General features: G+C 67.4%; 11 protein-coding genes and 3 rRNA genes. 7 read left to right on the top strand and 7 right to left on the bottom strand.

What is annotated here, in order from left to right; all coding sequences use genetic code 11:
- Positions 1–61: 61 nt before the first annotated feature.
- From ACQUQD_RS34315 to ACQUQD_RS34300, 4 genes are all read right to left on the bottom strand, one after another.
- Positions 62–670, bottom strand: coding sequence for a CDP-alcohol phosphatidyltransferase family protein (locus ACQUQD_RS34315; RefSeq protein WP_428956071.1), 609 nt, complete (start codon positions 668–670; stop codon positions 62–64).
- Positions 671–809: 139 nt separating this feature from the next.
- Positions 810–926, bottom strand: a 5S ribosomal RNA gene (gene rrf, locus ACQUQD_RS34310).
- 89 nt (positions 927–1,015) lie between these two features.
- Positions 1,016–4,139: ribosomal RNA gene (locus tag ACQUQD_RS34305) — 23S ribosomal RNA — on the bottom strand.
- Positions 4,140–4,454: 315 nt separating this feature from the next.
- Positions 4,455–5,980 (bottom strand): 16S ribosomal RNA (locus ACQUQD_RS34300).
- The 16S, 23S and 5S rRNA genes sit together here, the layout of an rRNA operon.
- Positions 5,981–6,675: 695 nt before the next feature.
- Here ACQUQD_RS34300 and ACQUQD_RS34295 point away from each other — a divergent pair.
- Together ACQUQD_RS34295 and ptsP are read left to right on the top strand one after the other, a co-directional pair.
- Positions 6,676–7,125 carry a PTS sugar transporter subunit IIA gene (locus ACQUQD_RS34295; protein ID WP_428956070.1) on the top strand — a complete coding sequence of 150 codons (450 nt, stop codon included), beginning with the start codon at positions 6,676–6,678 and terminating at the stop codon, positions 7,123–7,125.
- Positions 7,126–7,201: 76 nt separating this feature from the next.
- Positions 7,202–8,872 (top strand): phosphoenolpyruvate--protein phosphotransferase, encoded by a 1,671-nt coding sequence (ptsP, locus tag ACQUQD_RS34290; RefSeq protein ID WP_428956069.1) that lies wholly within the window; start codon positions 7,202–7,204, stop codon positions 8,870–8,872.
- A 70-nt stretch (positions 8,873–8,942) separates the two neighbouring features.
- Here the strand turns inward: ptsP and ACQUQD_RS34285 are convergent, their stop codons facing one another.
- Together ACQUQD_RS34285 and ACQUQD_RS34280 are read right to left on the bottom strand one after the other, a co-directional pair.
- Positions 8,943–9,842: a hypothetical protein gene (locus ACQUQD_RS34285; RefSeq protein ID WP_428956068.1), complete on the bottom strand. Its 900-nt coding sequence runs from the start codon at positions 9,840–9,842 to the stop codon at positions 8,943–8,945.
- Positions 9,843–9,945: 103 nt separating this feature from the next.
- A complete protein-coding gene (locus ACQUQD_RS34280) occupies positions 9,946–11,919 on the bottom strand; it encodes an acetoacetate--CoA ligase (RefSeq protein WP_428956067.1) in 1,974 nt (657 codons plus the stop codon).
- Between the two features lie 215 nt (positions 11,920–12,134).
- Between ACQUQD_RS34280 and ACQUQD_RS34275 the strand changes: the two genes are divergently transcribed.
- Entirely contained in the window at positions 12,135–14,492 is a 2,358-nt protein-coding gene (locus ACQUQD_RS34275; RefSeq protein WP_428956066.1) for a glycoside hydrolase family 31 protein, read from the top strand.
- A gap of 36 nt (positions 14,493–14,528) precedes the next feature.
- Here ACQUQD_RS34275 and ACQUQD_RS34270 read toward each other — a convergent pair whose 3' ends face one another.
- Positions 14,529–15,062: an NUDIX domain-containing protein gene (locus ACQUQD_RS34270; protein WP_428956065.1), complete on the bottom strand. Its 534-nt coding sequence runs from the start codon at positions 15,060–15,062 to the stop codon at positions 14,529–14,531.
- A gap of 72 nt (positions 15,063–15,134) precedes the next feature.
- On the opposite strand from ACQUQD_RS34270, the gene ACQUQD_RS34265 reads away from it, so the two are divergent.
- The 4 genes from ACQUQD_RS34265 (at position 15,135) to ACQUQD_RS34250 (ending at position 19,500) form a co-directional block, all read left to right on the top strand.
- Complete coding sequence (locus ACQUQD_RS34265) at positions 15,135–15,944, top strand: M15 family metallopeptidase (protein WP_428956064.1); 810 nt, start codon at positions 15,135–15,137, stop codon at positions 15,942–15,944.
- Positions 15,945–16,107: 163 nt separating this feature from the next.
- Positions 16,108–16,566 (top strand): Zn-ribbon domain-containing OB-fold protein, encoded by a 459-nt coding sequence (locus tag ACQUQD_RS34260; RefSeq protein WP_428956063.1) that lies wholly within the window; start codon positions 16,108–16,110, stop codon positions 16,564–16,566.
- A complete protein-coding gene (locus ACQUQD_RS34255; protein WP_428956062.1) occupies positions 16,563–17,753 on the top strand; it encodes a lipid-transfer protein in 1,191 nt (396 codons plus the stop codon). The genes ACQUQD_RS34260 and ACQUQD_RS34255 overlap by 4 nt, the downstream gene beginning before the upstream one ends.
- A 97-nt stretch (positions 17,754–17,850) precedes the next feature.
- Positions 17,851–19,500, top strand: a complete 1,650-nt coding sequence (locus tag ACQUQD_RS34250) for an EAL domain-containing protein (protein ID WP_428956061.1) — start codon at positions 17,851–17,853, stop codon at positions 19,498–19,500.
- Positions 19,501–19,508: the final 8 nt, after the last annotated feature.

The raw sequence follows: 19,508 nt of genomic DNA, 5'->3' as shown, positions 1-19,508 counted from the left end.
CAATGACCCGCAGTGGTGATGCTGCGGGTCATCCGGCCTCACAGAACGCCCATTGGCGAGCTCAATCGGCCATGGAGTCCGCCCTGACGAGTCGGCGGACTTGAACCATGTACAGGATCCCTGCCCACCAGTACAGCGTTGTACCCCATCCTGCGAACGCCCATCCGAAAACAGCAGCGAGTTCGTGGATCCATCCGCTTCCGTCGCTGAGCAGCAGCAAGGGGAACGCGTACATCAAGTTGAAGGTAGCCGCCTTGCCGAGGAAGTTCACCTGCGGGGGCGGATAGCCGTGCCGCCTGAGGATCCCCACCATCACCAGGAGAACCAGTTCTCGCGCCAGCAGTACGGCGGTCAACCAAATCGGAAGAATCTCGCGCCAGGTCAAACCGACCAAGGTGGACAAAATGTAGAGCCGGTCAGCGGCGGGATCGAGAAGCCGACCCAGGTTGCTGATCTGATTCCAGCGGCGGGCGAGCTTCCCGTCGAGGTAATCACTGATGCCGCTCAGCGCGAGTACCAGCAGCGCCCAGCCGTCGCTCTTGGGGCCACCGAACTCAGGCCTGAGGATGAGCCACAGGAAGAGGGGTACGCCGACGAGACGCGCCATGCTGAGGATGTTCGGGATGGTGAGGACCCGGTCCGTCTGGACACGGGTCTCCTGGACCTCCACCCGGGGGCCTCCTGTGGGGAAACGAGCCAACGATGCCCCCTGACTTTACCCTCAGCCCCGGCCGGCCCGAGCGAGGGGGTCGCTGTAAACGCAGAAAAGCCCCGGACCGTATCCCGGTCCGGGGCTTTTCTCAACAATAGTTCGGCGGCGTCCTACTCTCCCACAGGGTCCCCCCTGCAGTACCATCGGCGCTGTAAGGCTTAGCTTCCGGGTTCGGAATGTAACCGGGCGTTTCCCTCACGCTATGACCACCGAAACACTATGAAACTGTCAACCGGAGCCGTAGCCAATCGGCTTCGACGGTTGTTCGTGGTTTCAGAACCAACACAGTGGACGCGAGCAACTGAGGACAAGCCCTCGGCCTATTAGTACCAGTCACCTCCACACCTTACGGTGCTTCCAGATCTGGCCTATCAACCCAGTCGTCTACTGGGAGCCTTAACCCCTCAAAGGGGGTGGGAGTCCTCATCTTGAAGCAGGCTTCCCGCTTAGATGCTTTCAGCGGTTATCCTTTCCGAACGTAGCCAACCAGCCATGCCCTTGGCAGGACAACTGGCACACCAGAGGTTCGTCCGTCCCGGTCCTCTCGTACTAGGGACAGCCCTTCTCAAGACTCCTACGCGCACAGCGGATAGGGACCGAACTGTCTCACGACGTTCTAAACCCAGCTCGCGTACCGCTTTAATGGGCGAACAGCCCAACCCTTGGGACCGACTCCAGCCCCAGGATGCGACGAGCCGACATCGAGGTGCCAAACCATCCCGTCGATATGGACTCTTGGGGAAGATCAGCCTGTTATCCCCGGGGTACCTTTTATCCGTTGAGCGACGGCGCTTCCACAAGCCACCGCCGGATCACTAGTCCCGACTTTCGTCCCTGCTCGACCCGTCGGTCTCACAGTCAAGCTCCCTTGTGCACTTACACTCAACACCTGATTACCAACCAGGCTGAGGGAACCTTTGGGCGCCTCCGTTACCCTTTGGGAGGCAACCGCCCCAGTTAAACTACCCATCAGACACTGTCCCTGATCCGGATCACGGACCCAGGTTAGACATCCAGCACGACCAGAGTGGTATTTCAACGACGACTCCCCCTGAACTGGCGTCCAGAGTTCACAGTCTCCCACCTATCCTACACAAGCCGAACCGAACACCAATATCAAACTGTAGTAAAGGTCCCGGGGTCTTTCCGTCCTGCTGCGCGAAACGAGCATCTTTACTCGTAGTGCAATTTCACCGGGCCTATGGTTGAGACAGTCGAGAAGTCGTTACGCCATTCGTGCAGGTCGGAACTTACCCGACAAGGAATTTCGCTACCTTAGGATGGTTATAGTTACCACCGCCGTTTACTGGCGCTTAAGTTCTCAGCTTCGCCAAGACGAATCTTGACTAACCGGTCCCCTTAACGTTCCAGCACCGGGCAGGCGTCAGTCCGTATACATCGCCTTACGGCTTCGCACGGACCTGTGTTTTTAGTAAACAGTCGCTTCTCGCTGGTCTCTGCGGCCACCCCCAGCTCAGAGTGCAAGACTCATCACCAGGAATGGCCCCCCTTCTCCCGAAGTTACGGGGGCATTTTGCCGAGTTCCTTAACCATAGTTCACCCGAACGCCTCGGTATTCTCTACCTGACCACCTGAGTCGGTTTAGGGTACGGGCCGCCATGAAACTCGCTAGAGGCTTTTCTCGACAGCATAGGATCATCCACTTCACCACAATCGGCTCGGCATCAGGTCTCAGACTCATGTGAACCGGATTTACCTGGATCACGTCCTACACCCTTACCCCGGGACAACCACCGCCCGGGCTGGACTACCTTCCTGCGTCACCCCATCACTCACCTACTACCAACTTGGGCCGGCGGCTCCACCACTTTCCATTCCCCGAAGGGTCCGGAACGGCTTCACGGCCTTAGCATCACTGGATTCGATGTTTGACGCTTCACAGCGGGTACCGGAATATTAACCGGTTATCCATCGACTACGCCTGTCGGCCTCGCCTTAGGTCCCGACTTACCCTGGGCAGATCAGCTTGACCCAGGAACCCTTAGTCAATCGGCGCACACGTTTCTCACGTGTGTATCGCTACTCATGCCTGCATTCTCACTCGTGAACCGTCCACCACTAGCTTCCGCTGCAGCTTCACCCGGCACACGACGCTCCCCTACCCATCACAGCACCCGTTGAGGCTTATTGCTGCAATGACACGACTTCGGCGGTACGCTTGAGCCCCGCTACATTGTCGGCGCGGAATCACTAGACCAGTGAGCTATTACGCACTCTTTCAAGGGTGGCTGCTTCTAAGCCAACCTCCTGGTTGTCTCTGCGACTCCACATCCTTTCCCACTTAGCGTACGCTTAGGGGCCTTAGTCGATGCTCTGGGCTGTTTCCCTCTCGACCATGGAGCTTATCCCCCACAGTCTCACTGCCGCGCTCTCACTTACCGGCATTCGGAGTTTGGCTAAGGTCAGTAACCCGGTAGGGCCCATCGCCTATCCAGTGCTCTACCTCCGGCAAGAAACACACGACGCTGCACCTAAATGCATTTCGGGGAGAACCAGCTATCACGGAGTTTGATTGGCCTTTCACCCCTAACCACAGGTCATCCCCCAGGTTTTCAACCCTGGTGGGTTCGGTCCTCCACGAAGTCTTACCTCCGCTTCAACCTGCCCATGGCTAGATCACTCCGCTTCGGGTCTTGAGCGCGCTACTGAATCGCCCTATTCGGACTCGCTTTCGCTACGGCTTCCCCACACGGGTTAACCTCGCAACACACCGCAAACTCGCAGGCTCATTCTTCAAAAGGCACGCAGTCACGACGCAAGGAACAAGTTCCTTGCGCGACGCTCCCACGGCTTGTAGGCACACGGTTTCAGGTACTATTTCACTCCGCTCCCGCGGTACTTTTCACCATTCCCTCACGGTACTATCCGCTATCGGTCACCAGGGAATATTTAGGCTTAACGGGTGGTCCCGCCAGATTCACACGGGATTTCTCGGGCCCCGTGCTACTTGGGTGTCTCTTAAACGAGCCGCTGACGTTTCGACTACGGGGGTCTTACCCTCTACGCCGGACCTTTCGCATGTCCTTCGCCTACATCAACGGTTTCTGACTCGTCCCACGGCCGGCAGACCGTGGAAAAGAGATCCCACAACCCCCACGACGCAACCCCTGCCGGGTCTCACACGCCGTAGGTTTGGCCTCATCCAGTTTCGCTCGCCACTACTCCCGGAATCACGGTTGTTTTCTCTTCCTGCGGGTACTGAGATGTTTCACTTCCCCGCGTTCCCTCCACACTGCCTATGTGTTCAGCAGCGGGTGACAGCCCATGACGACTGCCGGGTTTCCCCATTCGGAAACCCCCGGATCAAAGCCTGGTTGACGACTCCCCGGGGACTATCGTGGCCTCCCACGTCCTTCATCGGTTCCTGGTGCCAAGGCATCCACCGTGCGCCCTTAAAAACTTGGCCACAGATGCTCGCGTCCACTGTGCAGTTCTCAAACAACGACCAACCACCCATCACCCCGAACCAGTAGTCCGAGTGCACTGGGGCCGGCATTGAGGTCGGGAACAAGTCCGTACCCTCAGATACCCAACAGCGTGCCCGACCCGGTCCCGTCCGGAGATCATGTTTTCCACGCTCCGAAGAGCAGTACTCACAGCCTCCGACCCGTGAACCAGATCGAATAATCAACGTTCCACCCATGAGCAACCACCGTCGAACGTTTGCCGACGTAATGGCCCTGGACCACCGAGCAAGCCCGGCGGCCTAGATGCTCCTTAGAAAGGAGGTGATCCAGCCGCACCTTCCGGTACGGCTACCTTGTTACGACTTCGTCCCAATCGCCAGTCCCACCTTCGACAGCTCCCTCCCACAAGGGGTTGGGCCACCGGCTTCGGGTGTTACCGACTTTCGTGACGTGACGGGCGGTGTGTACAAGGCCCGGGAACGTATTCACCGCAGCAATGCTGATCTGCGATTACTAGCAACTCCAACTTCATGGGGTCGAGTTGCAGACCCCAATCCGAACTGAGACAGGCTTTTTGAGATTCGCTCCACCTCGCGGTATCGCAGCTCATTGTACCTGCCATTGTAGCACGTGTGCAGCCCAAGACATAAGGGGCATGATGACTTGACGTCGTCCCCACCTTCCTCCGAGTTGACCCCGGCGGTCTCCTGTGAGTCCCCATCACCCCGAAGGGCATGCTGGCAACACAGAACAAGGGTTGCGCTCGTTGCGGGACTTAACCCAACATCTCACGACACGAGCTGACGACAGCCATGCACCACCTGTACACCGACCACAAGGGGGGCACTATCTCTAATGCTTTCCGGTGTATGTCAAGCCTTGGTAAGGTTCTTCGCGTTGCGTCGAATTAAGCCACATGCTCCGCTGCTTGTGCGGGCCCCCGTCAATTCCTTTGAGTTTTAGCCTTGCGGCCGTACTCCCCAGGCGGGGCACTTAATGCGTTAGCTGCGGCACGGACAACGTGGAATGTTGCCCACACCTAGTGCCCACCGTTTACGGCGTGGACTACCAGGGTATCTAATCCTGTTCGCTCCCCACGCTTTCGCTCCTCAGCGTCAGTATCGGCCCAGAGATCCGCCTTCGCCACCGGTGTTCCTCCTGATATCTGCGCATTTCACCGCTACACCAGGAATTCCGATCTCCCCTACCGAACTCTAGCCTGCCCGTATCGACTGCAGACCCGGGGTTAAGCCCCGGGCTTTCACAACCGACGCGACAAGCCGCCTACGAGCTCTTTACGCCCAATAATTCCGGACAACGCTTGCGCCCTACGTATTACCGCGGCTGCTGGCACGTAGTTAGCCGGCGCTTCTTCTGCAGGTACCGTCACTTTCGCTTCTTCCCTGCTGAAAGAGGTTTACAACCCGAAGGCCGTCATCCCTCACGCGGCGTCGCTGCATCAGGCTTTCGCCCATTGTGCAATATTCCCCACTGCTGCCTCCCGTAGGAGTCTGGGCCGTGTCTCAGTCCCAGTGTGGCCGGTCGCCCTCTCAGGCCGGCTACCCGTCGTCGCCTTGGTGAGCCACTACCTCACCAACAAGCTGATAGGCCGCGGGCTCATCCTGCACCGCCGGAGCTTTCAACCCCCTCAGATGCCTGAAGGAGTGTCATCCGGTATTAGACCCCGTTTCCAGGGCTTGTCCCAGAGTGCAGGGCAGATTGCCCACGTGTTACTCACCCGTTCGCCACTAATCCACCCCGAAGGGCTTCATCGTTCGACTTGCATGTGTTAAGCACGCCGCCAGCGTTCGTCCTGAGCCAGGATCAAACTCTCCGTGAATGTTTCCCCGTACTCGGGGTGACACCACGAGAGCGGAACAAGGAGAGGAATAATCTCCCTGTTCACAGCGTCCTCGCTGTGCGCCTACCAGCCACCAGGACCGGCAGGACTTTTTCAAAGGAACCTCAACTCACCGAAGTGAGTCGGGGTATCAACATATCTGGCGTTGATTTTTGGCACGCTGTTGAGTTCTCAAGGAACGGACGCTTCCTTTGTACTCACCCTCTCGGGCTTTCCTCCGGGCGCTTCCCTTCGGTACTTCTTTTTAATGTTACTGCGTGTTTCCGACTCTATCAGACCGTTTCACCGGCCGACTTCCTCGGGGTCTTGCTTCGCTTTCCAGGAATTCCGCTTTCGCGGTTTCCTTTCCGGCGAGATCGAACTCTACCAGCCTTTTCTCGACCGTCTGACCACACGTCTGCGGGCATGCAGAAGCTGACCAGAGATAAGGTTCGACTTGATAGTTGCCGCCCGGATGAAGGACGCTCGATGGCGTCGGTCGCTCCCAGGCAGGAGTACGACAGTACATGGGGCCCCGGGTGCGGCGCAAATCGTTTGCCGAGCGCCCCTACGTCAGCCAACCGGTACCTCTCGTGCGGAACCGGGACTTTTTATGACTTACGCTTCTGAACAGTACGTCGTCCAGGACAGGTAGTGACGACGACCTTGAATCTCCGCCCCCTGGGAGGCTTGCCATGACCAGTGTGACGTCCCCTCTTGAAGGACGCGCCATCGGGCTCTCCGCCGTTCCTGACCCGGTGTTCTCCGGTGCGATGGTCGGCCCCGGCACCGCCATCGACCCCGTCCGCGAGCCCTCCGAGGCCGTCGCTCCCGTCAGCGGCATCGTCGTGTCCCTGCACCCGCACGCCTTCGTCGTGGTGGACGAGGAGGGTCACGGTGTACTGACCCACCTGGGCATCGACACCGTCCAGCTCAACGGCGAGGGCTTCGAGCTGCTCGTCAACAAGGGCGACACCGTGCAGCGCGGCCAGTCCGTGGTCCGCTGGAACCCGGCTGCGGTCGAGGCCGCGGGCAAGTCGCCGGTGTGCCCCGTCGTCGCGCTCGAGGCCACCGCGGAGTCGCTGTCCGATGTCGTCGCCGACGGCGACCTCAAGGCCGGCGACGCGCTCTTCGGCTGGAAGTGACGGGACGCCGTCACTGACGGCCGGCAGGACAACCATCGCGGCGGCAGGGCCCGCCGCACTATCGGAGACGGGTGAGATGGAGACAACGCTTCGAGGCGTCGGCGTGAGCCATGGCGTGGCGATCGGCGAGGTTCGGCACATGGGGACGGCGGTCCTCGAGCCGCCGGCCAAGCAGATTCCGGCGGAGGAGGCCGAGCGCGAGCAGGGGCGTGCCCGCCAGGCCGTCGAAGCTGTCGCGGCCGACCTGATTGCCCGCGGCAATCTGGCCGGTGGCGAGGCGCAGGCGGTGCTCGAGGCCCAGGCCATGATCGCTCAGGACCCCGAGCTCATCGCCGACGTCGACCGTCGTATCACCGTCGGCAGCACGGCCGAGCGCGGGATCTACGACGCGTTCTCCCACTACCGCGAGCTTCTCGCGGGAGCCGGTGAGTACATGGCCGGTCGCGTCGCGGACCTCGACGACGTGCGGAACCGCATCGTCGCCCGCCTGCTGGGTGTTCCGATGCCCGGCGTCCCGGACAGCGACGAGCCGTACGTGCTCATCGCCCGTGACCTCGCCCCCGCGGACACCGCGCTCCTCGACCCCGCGCTCGTGCTCGGTTTCGTGACCGAGGAGGGCGGGCCGACCAGCCACAGCGCCATCCTGGCCCGTGCTCTCGGTGTGCCCGCTGTGGTGGCGCTGCCTGGAGCCGGCGAGCTCGCGGAAGGCACCGTCGTCGCCGTGGACGGCAGCACCGGTGAGATCTTCGTGGACCCGACCCAGGAGAAGCGCGCCGCCCTGGAGGCCTCGGCCGCCGAGCGCAAGGCCGCGCTCGCCGCGTCGACGGGCCCCGGCGCCACCTCCGACGGGCACAAGGTTCCCCTGCTCGCCAACGTCGGTGGCCCGGCGGACGTCCCCGCGGCCGTCGAAGCGGGTGCCGAGGGCGTCGGTCTCTTCCGCACCGAGTTCCTCTTCCTCGACGACAGCAAGCAGGCGCCGTCCGAGGAGAAGCAGGTCGAGGCGTATCGGCAGGTGCTCGAGGCGTTCCCCGAGGGCCGTGTCGTCGTGCGGGTGCTGGACGCCGGCGCCGACAAGCCGCTGGACTTCCTGACACCCGCCGACGAGCCCAACCCGGCGCTGGGCGTACGCGGTCTGCGGTCGCTCCTCGACCACCCCGAGGTGCTGCGCACTCAGCTGACCGCGCTGGCCAAGGCCGCCGAAGGACTGCCGGTCTACCTCGAGGTCATGGCGCCGATGGTCGCCGACCGGGCCGACGCCAAGGCGTTCGCCGACGCCTGCCGTGAGGCCGGTCTGCAGGCCAAGTTCGGTGCGATGGTCGAGATCCCGTCCGCCGCGCTGCGTGCTCGCTCCGTGCTGCAGGAAGTCGAGTTCCTGTCGCTGGGCACCAACGACCTGGCCCAGTACACGTTCGCGGCGGACCGTCAGGTCGGTGCCGTGTCGCGTCTTCAGGACCCCTGGCAGCCCGCGCTCCTCGACCTGGTCGCGCTGTCCGCCGACGCGGCGAAGGCCGAGGGCAAGAGCTGTGGTGTGTGTGGCGAGGCCGCGTCCGACCCGCTGCTCGCCTGCGTGCTGACGGGTCTGGGTGTCACCTCCCTTTCCATGGGTGCCGCCTCGATTCCCTACGTCCGCGCGACGCTCGGCAAGTACACGCTGGCCCAGTGCGAGCGTGCGGCCGCCGCCGCTCGTGCGGCGGACTCCGCCGAAGAGGCGCGCAAGGCCGCGCAGGCCGTGCTGTCCGGCGAGTAGTCGCCACCAGGGCTGTTCCGGAGGGCGCTCCACCTGTGGGTGGGGCGCCCTCCGGCCTTTTGCCGGCGGGTCAGTGGTGATGCCGGCCCTCGGGGGCGGAGTCCTCCACTTCGGGTGCGGTGCAGTAGTCGACGCCGGGCTCCGGGGCGGTCAAGTCACCGGAGGCGGCGTCCGTGCAGTACGCGTCGAAGACCTGTGCGGCGGTGAGTTGCTGAAGGGACTCGTCCCTCAGGCGCCAGCCGTAGACGCGGTCGCTCTCGTCCGCAGTCGTGCGAACGACCAGTGCGCAGGGGCCCCGGGTGGCGATGGCCAGGGCCAGCACGGTCGTGAGCTCCATCGCCGGAGTCTCCTCGAGACGGACGGTGCCGGATGTCGTGGCATCGATGTGGAGCACCGCCAGCAGGGTCTGCTGAGCCGTGGGGACGCTGCACACCCAGTGGTGGATGCCTTCGCCGATGGTGTCGATCACTCGGGCCACCAAATACGAGGCGCGGGTGAAGGCGGTCCGTCCAATGTCCTGCCCGCACAGCGCGCAGGGGCCGAGGCGGGAGAGGACGGACGAGGCGTACTCCCAGGTCGCCTGGCGGACGGCTTCCTCGACGAGGTCGGGGACGAGATCCGCCAAGGGCTGTCCTTCGTACGGGATCGAGGGGCCCGTCGAGGCGAGTTCCGCGGTGAAGCGGGTGCGGCTGGTGGGCGTGTCCGGTTCGAGGCCCGTCTCCGCGCAGAATTCGGCGTACTCCTCCGGGTCGAAGAGCGCGACCGCGGTGTGTCCTCCCGCTTCGGCCAGGGATTTGAGGAGTGCTTCGACCTGCCGTAGATACGCCTTGTGGTCGTCGAAGACGAAGCTGCGGTAGCGCCGCATCTCCGTGAAGTCCTGCTCGTCGGCCAGGAGGCCGATGGTGCCCGCGATCTCGCGGCGCAGGATGTGCCGCGCACCGGTCGTCCGGCCGTGCTGTGTGTGCGTCATGATTCCCCCTGAGTACGCTCGGCGATCAATGCTCACTCAGAGTAATCATCGCCACTGACAACGCCGCAGGGATCGGCTCGCACGGCCGGACGCAGGGCGGTGGTCAGGCTCGCTTGCGGGCGATCTCCTCGTAGAACCGGAGCAGTTCGAGGTTGTCGACGGAGCCGGGGTTGACCGCCTTTTCGAGGAGGGTTCCCTGCAGGAGGCGCTTCACCGGGACTTCGATGCGCTTGCCTGTGAGCGTGTGCGGGACACCGGGGGCTTCGATGATCTCGTCGGGGACGTGCCGCGGCGAGAGGTGTTCGCGGATCGTCAGCTTGATGCGGGTCCGCAGCTCGTCGTCGAGGACGGCGCCCGGCACGAGGTGCACGAAGAGCGGCATCCAGTAGCCGCCGTCGGGCTGTTCCAGGCCGATGACGAGGGACTCGCGGATCTCGGGGAGGCGCTCGACCGCTTCGTAGATGTCGGCGGAGCCCATGCGGACGCCCTGTCGGTTGAGCGTGGAGTCCGAGCGGCCGTGGATGACGACGGAGCCGCGGGAGGTGAGCGTGATCCAGTCGCCGTGGCGCCAGACTCCCGGGTAGGTGTCGAAGTAGCTGTCGTGGTACCGGCTTCCGTCGGGGTCGTTCCAGAAGCGGATCGGCATGGACGGCATGGGGTTGGTGACGACCAGTTCGCCGACCTCGTCGACGAGCGGGTTGCCCTGGGGGTCCCAGGCCTGCAGGTCCGTGCCCAGGCCGGGGGCCTGGAGTTCGCCGATGTGGACGGGGAGCGTGGCCACCGCCCCGGCGAAGCAGGAGCAGACGTCGGTGCCGCCGCTCACCGAGGCGATCCACAGATCGGCGCGGACCTCGTCGTGGAGCCAGCGGAAGCCGTCCGGCGGGAGCGGGGAGCCGGTGGTGGCCACGCATTTCACGCGGGACAGGTCGTGGTCCCGGGAGGGGTGCACGCCGGCCTTGCGACAGGCCATGACGTACGCGGCGGAGGTGCCGAAGAGGGTCGCTCCGGTGCGTTCGGCGACGGCCCATTGGGCCCCTGTGTCGGGGAAGCCGGGGCTGCCGTCATAGGTGACGATCGTGGTGCCGGTGAGGAGGCCGGAGACGAGGAAGTTCCACATCATCCAGCCGGTGGACGTGTACCAGAAGAAGCGGTCGTCGGGGCCGAGGTCGCAGTGCAGGCCGAGCTGCTTGAGGTGCTCGACGAGGATGCCGCCCTGCGACTGGACGATGGCCTTGGGGAGGCCGGTCGTACCGGAGGAGTAGAGCACCCAGAGGGGGTGGTCGAAGGGCACCTCTTCGTAGACGGGCGGCACGTCCGCGGAGGTGAGGGCGGACCATTCGAGGGCGCCTTCGGGAGCCTCGGTGCCCAGGAGAGGGATGTGGACGACGGCCCGCAGGGAGGGCAGCTCGGAGCGGAGTTCCGTCACCGTGTCGCGGCGGTCGTGTTCCTTGCCGCCGTAGCGGTAGCCATCGACGGTGAACAGGACGACGGGCTCGACCTGCTGGAAGCGGTCGAGGACGCTGCGGGCGCCGAAGTCGGGGGCGCAGGACGTCCAGACGGCGCCGACGGCCGCGGTGGCCAGCAGTGCCACGACGGCTTCGGGGATGTTGGGGAGATAGCCGCTGACGCGGTCGCCCGGGCGGACGCCCAGGGTGCGCATTTCGGCGGCGAGCGAGCCGACCTGGTTGCGGAGTTCGGCCCACGTGACGGGGCGCTGTTCCTGCGACTCGTCCACATGGAGGATGGCGGGGGTGTCCGCGCGCGTGGGGTCGTCGGCGGCGCGCAGCGCGTGTGCGGCGTAGTTCAGGGTGGCTCCGGGGAACCACTCCGCGCCGGGCATCTCGCGGCTGCCCAGCACGCGCGCGTAGGGATGGGTGAAGCGGACGTCGAACCAGTCGGTGACGGCTTTCCAGAACGTCTCGAGTTCGGTGACCGACCAGCGGTGCAGTGCCTCGTAGCCGCCCTCGGCCGGCGCTCCGTAGTGCTCGGCGGCCCAGGCCTGGAACCGTGTGACCTGCGCGTCGGAGATCTGCTGCGGGTCGGGCTGCCAGAGCGGAGAGGGGTTCGCTGTGGTCATGGGGCGGCTCCCGGGAAGTACGCGGCGTGTGCGTCGGCGGCGCGCACGGGCTGGGGTGTGCGCGTGACGCGGCTGAGCAGGACGATGCCACGTGATCGACTTCGGCACCAGGGTGTCCCCCACATAGTCCGCCTCGTGAAGATGTGCCGCGGCCACGGGTGAACGGCAGTTGAACGCGGCCCGCGCGCGCGGGCCCGGGTGGCAGGGTGAGCAGCATGAACGGTCGTGACCTGGTGCGCTCGGTGAAGGCGGTCTCCGCGGTGGGGCCGGCCCAGGGGCTGCGCGCCGTGCGGGCCTCCTGGCGGCATCGTCGGGCGGACTCCGTGGGGCGTGCGCGTCGGGGTCCGGAGCTTGCGCGGGTCCCTGGCGGCGTGGTCGGGGTGAGCCCCGGGCCGGGCGGCGGTGTGGTGCGCTTCGACCGGTCCAGCCTGCGGGTCACGGTCACGGTGAGCGGCGCCGTCTTCTGGGGCTGGGACGGGGCCGGGCCGACCCCGTCGTACGGTGTGGCCGCCGGCTGCCCGGAGGCGGATCCGCGGGCCGTTCTGGAGCCGGACAAGGACGGCGGCTGGCGGGTGGTGTCCGAGCGGGCGACGGTCGCGGTGTCGCGGCACGGAGCCGTCGAGGTGTGCACGCCGGGCGGCGTGACGTTGCGTCGTGAGCTGCCGCCGCGGTGGTGGGAGCCCGAGGGCGGCGGGGAGGCCCGGTGGGTCCAGCGGTCGGAGGTCGCCGCGGATGCGCGGTTCTTCGGTCTCGGGGGCCGGGTGACGGGTCCACGGCTGCGCGACGGTGCGTACCCCCTGTGGAACGGCGGTCCGAGCGGATGGCCGGGTACGGGTGACGATCCCCTGTCGATCACGATGCCGGTCCAGTTGGTGGTCGCCGATGCCGGTACCCATCTGGTGTTCCACGACAGCACGTGGGACGGCGTGGTGAGTCTGCGCGAGGGCCAGGTGGGCGCGGGTTCGGGGCACGACCGGCCGGGGACCTGTGAGCTGCGCATGGAGGGCGGCCCGTTGCGGTGCTGGGTCGTGGTGGGCACCCCCGCGCGCGTGCTGCATACGTGGGCGCAGTTGACGGGTGCCCCGGCGGTGCCGCCTTCGTGGGCGCTGGGACATCACCATGTGCGCCGGGGTGTCGGGAGCGCGCAGGATGTGCGCGAGGTCGTCGCGGGACACAAGGAGCGCGCCCTGCCTCTGGACGCCGTGCATGTGGACATCGCCCCTCATGCGGCGCGGCCGGGCCGGTGCGACGACCGTGCGGGCTCGCCCTCGTCGTCGCGGCTTGCCGAGGAGGTGCGCGGGGACGGTGTCCGGTTGGTGTCCGGGGTCGGTCCGGCGGTCACGGCCGAGCGCGGCAGTGCCGTGTTCGACGGCGGGCGGGCGAGCGACGCCTTTGTGCGGGACGCCGCGGGCCGGCTCGTGCGCGGCGTCGCGCGGCCCTGTGAGTCGGTGTATCCGGACTTCACGGCGGAGGACGTCCGCAAGTGGTGGGGCGGGCTGTACGAGGAGCGTCTCGCGCAGGGTTCCGCCGGGTTCTGGCACGACGTGGGCGAGCCCGTGTCCTTCGGCGCGTGGGGCGGCCCGTCGTTGCCGCGGTCGGCCCGGCACGCGCTGGAGGGGCGCGGGGGCGACCATCGGGAGGCGCACAACGTGTACGGCCTGTGCATGGCCCGGGCCGGTTATGAAGGGCTGCGTGAACTGCAGCCGCAGGAAAGGCCGTTCGTGGTCTCCCGCACCGGTTGGGTGGGGATGCAGCGCTATGGAGGGGCCTGGTCGGGGGACGCGGCGAGGGGGTGGCCCGGATTGCGTGCCTCCTTGTCCCTGGTGATCGGGCTCGGGTTGTGCGGGGTGCCGTACTCGGGGCCCGATGTGGGTGTGCTCGACGGGGATCCGGGAGCGGAGCTGTACGTGCGCTCGCTCCAACTGGGCTCCTACTTGCCGCTCTTGCGTACGCAGTCGGCGGTCCGACCCGGTCGGCAGGAGCCCTGGGCCTACGGTGACGAGGTGCTGGGGCACGCGCGCGTGGCGCTCGACGAGCGTCGCCGGCTCTTTCCGTATTTCATGACGCTCGCTCACCTCGCTCGGCGTACGGGAGCTCCGTATGTGCGCCCTTTGTGGTGGAGGGCTCCGGAGGACCGTGGGCTGCGCGACTGCGAGGACGCCTTCTTGTTGGGCGACTGCCTGCTGGTGGCCCCCGTGCTGGAGCCGGGGGTGGAGCGCCGGACGGTGCGGCTGCCACGGGGACGGTGGTACGACACGGTGACCGGTGCGGTGTTCGACGGGCCGGGGCCGGTGACGGTCGACGCTCCCTTGTCGCGGATTCCGGTGCTGGTCCGCGCCGGATCGGTGCTTCCCGTGCGCGGGGCGAGCGGCGGGGTCGAGCTGGAGGTGTGGGCTCCGGAGGCCGGGCGCAAGGGTGGTGGCGTGTTCGTGCCGGACGTGGGTGATGGCTGGGCGGAGCCTGTGGTCGAGCGGTACCGGGTGCGCTGGAGTCAGGGGCGGGTGGTCGTGGAGGAGGGCGGCGAGGACGGCGGGGGTGAGCCGCCGTACCCGGTGCGCGTGCGCGGGCTCTGAGCGCCCTTCAGCGGGGTGCCGAGTCGGTCGTGGAGGTCAGTAGCGGCCCTCGAACCACGCCTTGACGGCCAAGGTGTGCAGCGGGAAGGCCAGTTCGGCCGGTCGGCGCAGCAGGTGCCAGCCGTCCGTCTCGTCTGTCGTGGCGCTGGCGGGCAGCTGGGCGGCCGGGCGTTCGGGCAGCAGGCCGAACAGCAGGAGGTGGCCGTCCGGGGCGCTCATGGCGTCCACGAGGCGTACGTCGCGGGAGGCGGCGTCGATGCCCGTCTCCTCTTTGAGCTCGCGGACCACGGCCTGCCGCCAGTCCTCGCGGTCGTCGATGAACCCGCCGGGCAGCGCCGCCTCCCCCTGCGCGGGCGCGATGGTGCGGGTGATCACGACCAGGGCCGTGCCGGCCGTGTCGTACACGGGCTGCAGGGCGATCGCGACGGGCAGCGGGTTGCGGTAGGCGACGGAGTCACAGGCCGGGCAGGTGCGCGGCCAGCCGTGCACGTCGGTCCCGTAGGCGGCTCCACAGCTGGAACAGTGGGAATCCGGAACGGGGTTGACCGTGGGGTGGGTTGATGCGGACACGGCGCGGACTGTATCCGATCACCCGTGGCCGGTCTTCCCCGGAGGGGTCGGCTCCTGATAGATGCAGGGGCCATGACCCGAACCGCCACCGCTCTGCGGAAACTCGCCGCCGTGACCGCCGCCGCACTGCTCGGCGTGGCCGCGGCCCCTTCGGCCGCCGACGCGACGCCCGACCCCAAGGCGCCCGAGGACTTCGTGGCTCTCCGTGACGTCGATCCCACGATCATTCAGGAGATCCGCTACTACACGGGGCACAACTTCGTGGGTGCGCCGGTCGACGGCTACAAGAAGCCGATGTGCATCCTCACGAGACCCGCCGCGAAGGCCCTCCACAAGGCTCAGCTCGGGCTCCTGAGGAAGGGCTACTCCCTGAAGGTGTACGACTGTTACCGCCCGCAGCGGGCGGTCGACCACTTCGTACGGTGGGCCAAGGATCTCGACGACCAGAAGATGAAGCCGGAGTTCTATCCCCAGGTCGACAAGACGCGCCTGTTCGCGGACGGTTACATCGCCGAGAAGTCGGGGCACAGCCGCGGCTCCACGGTGGATCTGACGATCGTGAAGCTGCCGGCCCGGCCCACGCGTCCCTACGAGCCCGGGGAGCGGCTCACGCCGTGTTATGGCCCCCAGCAGGACCGCTTCCCCGACAACTCCGTGGACATGGGCACCGGGTTCGACTGCTTCGACACGCTCGCGCACACGGATGATCCGCGCATCGGGGGTGCGCAGCGGGCCAACCGGGATCTCCTGCGGGGCGCGCTGACGGGCCAGGGGTTCAAGAACCTTCCGGAGGAGTGGTGGCACTTCACGTATCAGCCTGAGGCGTACCCCGACACGTACTTCGACTTCCCGATCTCCAGGAGGTCGCTCGCGGGCCGGTGAGAGGGAGGGCGCGACCGGAACCACCCCCGTGGATCCCGGTCGCGCCCTCACCGATGACACGGACGCACAGGAGGGGCAGACGGTTCTGCGGGAACCCTGACGTCGTCCGGTCGCCCGTGGCACACTTCTGACGTTCCGTCAGATCTACTGCCGGGGAGGAACTGTGGTGCGCTCGCGTACACCTGTCGTGGCCGATTGGTTCGCCGGGGAAGGGGACGACTTCCGCCTGCTGGGGACACGCTGCTCGGCGTGCGCGTCGGTGTTCTTCCCCCGCGAGGACGCGCTGTGCCGCAATCCCGGCTGCTCGGGCGGCGACCTGGTCGAGGTGCCGCTGTCGCGGCGCGGCCGGGTCTGGTCGTACACCGACGCCCGCTACCGGCCACCGGACCCGTACGTCTCCGACCGGGAACTTCCGTGGCAGCCCTACACGTTGATCGCTGTGGAGCTGGCGGCAGAGCGCATGGTGGTGCTCGGCCAGGGGGCTCCGGGGGTGCGGGTGGCCGACCTGGAGGTCGGCATGGAGGTGGAGGTCGTACCGGGGGTGCTGAACGAGGACGGGGACGCGGAGACCGGCACGGCCTGGACGACATGGCACTGGCGGCCGACGGGGGTGACGGCATGACGGGGGATGTGGCGGTGCTCGGTGCGGGGATGCACCCCTGGGGCAAGTGGGGGCGCAGCTTCGTCGAGTACGGGACGGCGGCGGCGCGGGCCGCACTGGCCGACGCGGGCCTGGACTGGCGGGACGTGGGCTCCGTGGTCGGCGCGGACACCGTGCGCGGTGGATATCCGGGCTATGTGGCGGGGGCGACGTTCGCGAAGGCGCTCGGCTGGCAGGGAGCCCGGGTCGCGAGCGTGTACGCGGCGTGCGCGTCGGGGGCGCAGGCCGTCAACACCGCGCGGGCCCAGATCCTCGCGGGGCTCGCGGACGTCGTGCTCGTGGTGGGGGCGGACGCCGCGCCCAAGGGATTCTTCCGGCCCGCGGGCGGGGACCGGCCGGACGACCCGGACTGGCTGCGCTTTCGGGTGCTGGGGGCGACGAACCCGACGTACTTCGGGCTCTACGCACGCCGTCGGATGGCCCTGCACGGCGACACCTTGGAGGACTTCGCCCAGGTCAAGGTGAAGAACGCGGCCTCCGGAGCGCTCAACCCGAATGCGCGGTACCAGAAGGCGGTGACCGCCGAGGAGGTCGCGGGGTCCGCCGTCGTGGCCGACCCGCTGCGGCTGCTCGACATCTGTGCGACGTCCGACGGCGGGGCGGCGCTGGTGCTGTCCAGCATGGAGTTCGCGCGGCGGCACGGGACCGCGGATCCTGTCCGCATCCGGGCCGTGTCCACGGTGACGCCGACGTATCCGAACACGGTGCTGGATCTTCCCGACATCGCCACGGACTCGGCCGCGGGCGTCGAGTCGGAAGGGCCGGCCTTCCGGGCCTCGATCGCGCGCGCCGCCTACGAGGAGGCCGGGATAGGCCCGGAGGACCTGTCGCTGGCGGAGGTCTACGACCTGTCCACCGCCCTGGAGCTGCAGTGGTACGAGGATCTCGGGCTCTGCGGCGAGGGCGAGGGGGCCAAGCTCCTCCGGGAGGGCGCGACGACCCCCGGCGGCCGCATACCGGTGAACGCCAGTGGCGGGCTCGCCTCCTTCGGTGAGGCGGTACCGGCGCAGGCGATCGCCCAGGTCTGCGAGCTGACCTGGCAGCTGCGGGGCACGGCCGGCGCACGGCAGGTGGCGGGGGCCCGGGTCGGGATCACCGCCAATCAAGGGCTGTTCGGGCACGGCTCGTCGGTCGTCGCCGTGCGCTGATCCGCCGCACTCGCACGCTGAGTGACCAGGCGGGAATGCTGCGTGAACAGCGCGTGAACTGAGCCTGGTGGTGCTGGTGCGGCGCCATCATGCTGGCGTGCACTCCTGGTCCGACCGTCTCCGCTTCGCCTTCCAGCCCGTGGTCAATCTGGCCACGGGGGCCGTGGCCGCGCTGGAGATACTCGCTCGCCCGGAGGCCGGTGACGTCCTGGCGCGGGCCCGCCGCGAGCCCGAGCTCGACGGACGTCTGGCCGCGTCGGCGCTGCGGGAGGCGGCGCGCCGGGAGACGCTGCTGCCGCTGCACGTGAACGTGTTCGCGGGGACGCTCGCCGACCTGGGCCGGCTCGCCGCCCTGCGGGACGCCGTGCGGGCGGCGGGCCGGCTGCCGTGGGAGGTGACGGTGGATGTGGGGCCGCCCTTCACGCACGTACCGCACCGGGCGCTCCTGGAGGCCGTGGCGGCGCTGCGCGGCGAGGGTTTCCGGATCTGTGCGGACGGGGTGGGTGACGGCGACGTACCCCTGCGGCTGCTCGACGAGCTGGCGCCCGACCTCGTCAAGCTGGACGCGTCGCTGCTGACGCGGACGGCGACCGTGCGGGCCATGCGGACGCTGTGCGAGGAGTCGGGCGCGCTGCTCGCGGTCGAGGGGGTGGAGACGGAGCTGCAGTGTGCCGCGGCCCGGGGCGCCGGCGCGCAGCTGGCCCAGGGCGATCTGTTCGCGCCGCCCGCCCGGCTGCCGACGTCCGAGGTGTACGTGCCCGAACTCCCCGGCTCGGTGGGGACGGTGCGGCCCGCGGGGCCGTCGGTGCGCGAGTTCGTACGACCCGCGGCGCTGTTGCCCGAGGCGGCGTCGGCGGAGCAGGTGCGCAGGCTGCTCACCGGGGCGCCCGAGGTGTCCGGGGTGCTGCTGGTGGACGGCGACGGCGTGCCGGTGCGCTCGGTGCAGCGCGACCGGTTCCTGCTGTCGCTGTCCGCGCGGTACGGGCACGCGCTGTACGCGGACCGCCCGGCGGCGCGCCTCGGGGACCGGCCACGGACCGTGGGTGTCACGGCGACGGCCTGGGAGGTCCTGGACGTGGTCGCGGACGGCGGGCACCTGCGCACGGCGGACGACGTCGCCGTGGTGGACGACGACGGACGCTGTGTGGGCGTGGTGCGCCTGGCCGATCTCGTACGGGCGCTGGCGGAGAGCCGGGTGGAGCAGGCCGCGGGCCTCAACCCGCTGACGCGGCTGCCGGGTTCGGACGCGGTGACCGGCGAGGTGGACCGGTGGGTGGCGCAGGGGCGGGGCTTCGCGCTGAGCTGGCTGGACATCGACGGGTTCAAGCAGGTCAACGACGGGGCGGGGTTCGCGGCGGGCGACGAACTGATCCGCTCGGTGGGGCGGACCCTTGCGCGTACGGAGTCGGAGGCCGTGCGGGTGGGGCACATCGGTGGCGACGACTTCCTGGTGCTGGCCGATCCGGAGCGGCTCGATCCGCTGGCCTGCGCGGTGCTGGACGCGCCCTGGTCGGCGGGTGGCCGGGCGGTGACGATGTCGCTCGCCACCGTGGTGTGCCCGCCGGGCAGCGTGCCCGATCACCGGCAGGCGGCCGCGCGTCTCGCGCCGCTCAAGCAGGCCGCGAAGGCGCTGTCCGGGGCGAGTTGGGTGTGCGGGAGGGCCGGGGACGAGAGCTTCGAGGTGCGGCGCGGTCCGGGCGCCGCGGCTGCCGCGTCACCACGGGAAGGTGCGCCGGGATCTTCATGACGGCGCCT

The organism is Streptomyces sp. cg35, assembly GCF_050410835.1.
Lineage (GTDB): Bacteria > Actinomycetota > Actinomycetes > Streptomycetales > Streptomycetaceae > Streptomyces.
This window is presented reverse-complemented; position numbering and strand designations above follow the sequence as displayed.